This window comes from Mesorhizobium sp. M8A.F.Ca.ET.208.01.1.1, assembly GCF_004791315.1.
GTDB lineage: Bacteria > Pseudomonadota > Alphaproteobacteria > Rhizobiales > Rhizobiaceae > Mesorhizobium.
Genome location: NZ_SRUT01000068.1, coordinates 1 through 413, shown reverse-complemented (window position 1 = coordinate 413; position 413 = coordinate 1). Strand labels below are relative to the sequence as shown.

Here is a 413-nt window from a genome sequence, read left to right as displayed (position 1 = left end):
GCTTCCGGCGCCGAGCGCGAATCGCAGCAGGCGACGATCATCGTCTCGGGCGCCTGGCCTTCGCGCGCCAGCGAGCGGTAGCGGTCGCTTTCGGCAGGGTAGCGGCCGCTCATGAAGTTGCGATAGCCGGCGAGGAGGTGCTCGGGGAGGTGGGGCATGGGCGGCTAGAGCCTTTCCGGGGGTTGGAGGCGGCAGCTCGTTGCGATCGAAAAAAGCCTCTAGCGGCAAATGCCGGTCGCGGGCAATGCCGAATTGCGGATGGCGGCGTCGCAATCGCATGCCGCAAAAAGCTGCACAGGCCGATTTTGCCTCAAGCCCAGATGGCGACCGGGATGCCGAAGCGGTCGGTCAGAGGCGGATCGGGCGAAGGCCGCGCCACGCCGCTGGCGATACGCCCAGATCGGAAGAGCGCA

2 pseudogenes are annotated in these 413 nt (G+C 67.3%); both read right to left on the bottom strand.

The annotated features are described in order from the left end of the window. A pseudogene (locus EN851_RS37535) lies at positions 1 to 158 on the bottom strand (carbonic anhydrase); the annotation flags it as partial. Between the two features lie 152 nt (positions 159 to 310). Then, a pseudogene (locus tag EN851_RS37530) lies at positions 311 to 413 on the bottom strand (DUF429 domain-containing protein); the annotation flags it as partial.